Here is a 2,800-nt window from a genome sequence, read left to right as displayed (position 1 = left end):
CAGACCCCGCAGGGCTTCGACCGGGCGGCCCTGGTGCGCGCCCACGAGACCGTCACCGAGAACGTCACCGACGACGCGAGCATGGTCGAGCAGCTGGGGCTCACGGTCGTGGCCGTCCCCGGTCACGAGGAGGCCTTCAAGGTCACCCGCCCGCTGGACCTGGTCCTCGCCGAGGCGGTGCTGGCCCGCAGGAGGCTCACCGATGGCTTCTGAGGCACCGCTGCTTCCCCGGGTCGGCATCGGCACCGACATCCACGCCTTCGAGGAGGGCCGCGAGCTGTGGTGCGCCGGCCTGAAGTGGGAGGGCGAGGGCCCCGGACTGGCCGGCCACTCCGACGCCGACGTGGTCGCCCACGCGGCCTGCAACGCGCTGTTCTCCGCCGCCGGGCTCGGCGACCTGGGACAGCACTTCGGCACCGGCCGCCCCGAGTGGTCCGGCGCCTCCGGCGTCACGCTGCTCACCGAGGCCGCCCGGATCGTGCGCGCGGCCGGCTTCACCATCGGCAACATCGCCGTCCAGGTCGTCGGCCCCCGCCCGAAGATCGGCAAGCGCCGCGACGAGGCCCAGAAGATCCTCTCCGAGGCGGCCGGCGCCCCCGTGTCGGTCTCCGGCGCCACCACCGACGGCCTGGGCTTCCCCGGCCGCGACGAGGGGCTGATGGCGGTGGCGACGGCCCTGGTGGTGCGTGTGAGCTGACGGCGTGCGAGGGTACCCTCACGATCACCAGTGATCCCTGGACTCCGGAGGGTACCCATGTCCGCCGCACTGTCCGACCGCCTGAAGTCCGTGCTCGACGGCAAGGTGTTCATCGTCGTCGGCACCCTCCAGCCCGACGGCAGCCCCCAGCTGTCGCCGGTCTGGGTGAAGCGAGACGGCGACGACCTCCTCTTCTCCACCACGGTCGACCGCCGCAAGTACCTGAACCTCGAGCGCGACCCCCGGGTGACCGTCGCCGTCCTCAACCCCGAGTCCCCGTACGAGTACGCCGAGATCCGCGGCACCGCCGAGATGACGACGGACGGCGGGCCGGAGCTCATCGACGAACTCAGCCGCAAGTACACGGGCAAGGACTACAAGGACTTCAACCCCGCCTCGGCCGGCGACGCCCAGCGGGTCGTCGTACGGATCCGGCCGCGGAAGATCGTCGGATCGCTCTGAGCGGGCGTTCCGCCGGGGAAGGCGCATGGCATCGCCATGCGCCCACTACTCTGGAGTGGTGACGATTCGCCTGTACGACACCAGCGCCCGGCAGATCCGTGACTTCACCCCGCTCAAGCCGGGCTGCGTCTCGATCTACCTGTGTGGCGCCACCGTGCAGGCGGCCCCCCACATCGGCCACATCCGCTCGGGCCTCAACTTCGACATCATGCGCCGCTGGTTCGCCTACCGCGGCTACGAGGTGACGTTCATCCGCAACGTCACCGACATCGACGACAAGATCATCACCAAGAGCCACGAGCAGCACCGGCCCTGGTGGTCGATCGGGTACGAGAACGAGCGCGCGTTCAACGAGGGCTACACCGCCCTCGGCTGCCTCCCTCCGACCTACGAGCCCCGGGCCACCGGCCACATCACCGAGATGATCGAGATGATGCGGGGCCTCATCGACCGCGGGCACGCCTACGCGGCCGACGGCAACGTCTACTTCGACGTGCGCTCCTTCCCCCGCTACCTGGAGCTGTCCCGGCAGGAGCTGGACAACCTGCTCCAGCCGTCCGGCGAGGGCGAGACCGGCAAGCGGGACCCGCGCGACTTCGCCCTGTGGAAGGCGGTCAAGCCCGGCGAGCCGAGCTGGCCGACCCCGTGGGGGCCGGGCCGGCCCGGCTGGCACCTGGAGTGCTCGGCGATGGCCCACAAGTACCTGGGCAGCGCCTTCGACATCCACGGCGGCGGCCTCGACCTGATCTTCCCGCACCACGAGAACGAGATCGCCCAGGCCAAGGCCTACGGCGACGAGTTCGCCCGGTACTGGGTGCACAACGCCTGGGTCACCATGGCCGGCGACAAGATGTCCAAGTCGCTCGGCAACAGCGTCCTGGTCAGCGAGATGGTCAAGCAGTGGCGCCCGATCGTGCTGCGCTACTACCTGGGCACCCCGCACTACCGCTCGATGATCGAGTACAGCGAGGAGTCCCTGCGCGAGGCCGAGTCCGCGTTCGCGCGGATCGAGGGCTTCGTCCAGCGGGTCACCGAGCTGGCCGGCAAGACCGTCGAGCCGGCCGCCGAGGTCCCGCCCGCCTTCGCCGAGGCGATGGACGACGACCTGGGCGTCCCGCAGGCCCTGGCCGTCGTGCACACCACCGTCCGGCAGGGCAACAGCGCCCTCGCCGCCGACGACAAGGACGCCGCCGTCGCCCGGCTCGCCGAGGTGCGGGCCATGCTCGGCGTCCTCGGGCTCGACCCGCTCGACGCCCACTGGGCCGGCGAGGGCGGCGACCGGGGCGAGGACCTCCAGGGCGTGGTCGACAGCCTCGTCCGCCTGGTCCTCGACCAGCGCGAGTCCGCCCGCGCCCGCAAGGACTGGGCCACCGCCGACGCCATCCGCGACCAGCTCAAGGAGTCCGGACTGGTCATCGAGGACAGCCCCCAGGGTCCGCGCTGGAGCCTCGGCGCGCGCTGACCCGCCACTGATCGACTGTGCCGCCCGGCCCTCCGGGCGGCACACTGCATAAGACGTACGTACGACGCCTCACGGAGACAGGTAACTCATGGCCGCGAACAACCGCCGCATGTCCGGCAAGAAGGGCGCGCAGGTCGGCAGCGGCGGCAAGCGGCGCCGGGGCCTGGAAGGGAAGGGCC

4 protein-coding genes are annotated in these 2,800 nt (G+C 71.2%); all 4 read left to right on the top strand.

From position 1 onward, the window contains the following. A partial coding sequence (locus H5J33_RS29905) for a 2-C-methyl-D-erythritol 4-phosphate cytidylyltransferase (protein ID WP_181797918.1) occupies positions 1 to 213 on the top strand: 213 nt, incomplete at its 5' end. Further along, on the top strand, positions 203 to 697 hold the full coding sequence (ispF, locus tag H5J33_RS29900; protein WP_181797917.1) for a 2-C-methyl-D-erythritol 2,4-cyclodiphosphate synthase: 495 nt from the start codon (positions 203 to 205) through the stop codon (positions 695 to 697). The genes H5J33_RS29905 and ispF, both read left to right, overlap by 11 nt. Positions 698 to 754: 57 nt before the next feature. Beyond that, a complete protein-coding gene (locus tag H5J33_RS29895; RefSeq protein ID WP_181797916.1) occupies positions 755 to 1,159 on the top strand; it encodes a PPOX class F420-dependent oxidoreductase in 405 nt (134 codons plus the stop codon). A gap of 58 nt (positions 1,160 to 1,217) precedes the next feature. After that, positions 1,218 to 2,621 (top strand): cysteine--tRNA ligase, encoded by a 1,404-nt coding sequence (cysS, locus tag H5J33_RS29890; protein WP_181797915.1) that lies wholly within the window; start codon positions 1,218 to 1,220, stop codon positions 2,619 to 2,621. Positions 2,622 to 2,800: the final 179 nt, after the last annotated feature.

The sequence above is a fragment of the Streptomyces sp. WELS2 genome (genome assembly GCF_013870595.1).
In the GTDB taxonomy this organism is placed as follows: Bacteria; Actinomycetota; Actinomycetes; order Streptomycetales; family Streptomycetaceae; genus Streptomyces.
The sequence above is the reverse complement of the archived record's forward strand: the minus strand, read 5'-3'. Positions and strand labels throughout refer to the sequence as shown.

Excerpts from the sequence above, each read along its gene's own strand:
- H5J33_RS29895 (WP_181797916.1), top strand. The coding sequence starts at position 755 with ATGTCCGCCGCACTGTCCGACCGCCTGAAGTCCGTGCTCGACGGCAAG.
- ispF (WP_181797917.1), top strand. The coding sequence starts at position 203 with ATGGCTTCTGAGGCACCGCTGCTTCCCCGGGTCGGCATCGGCACCGAC.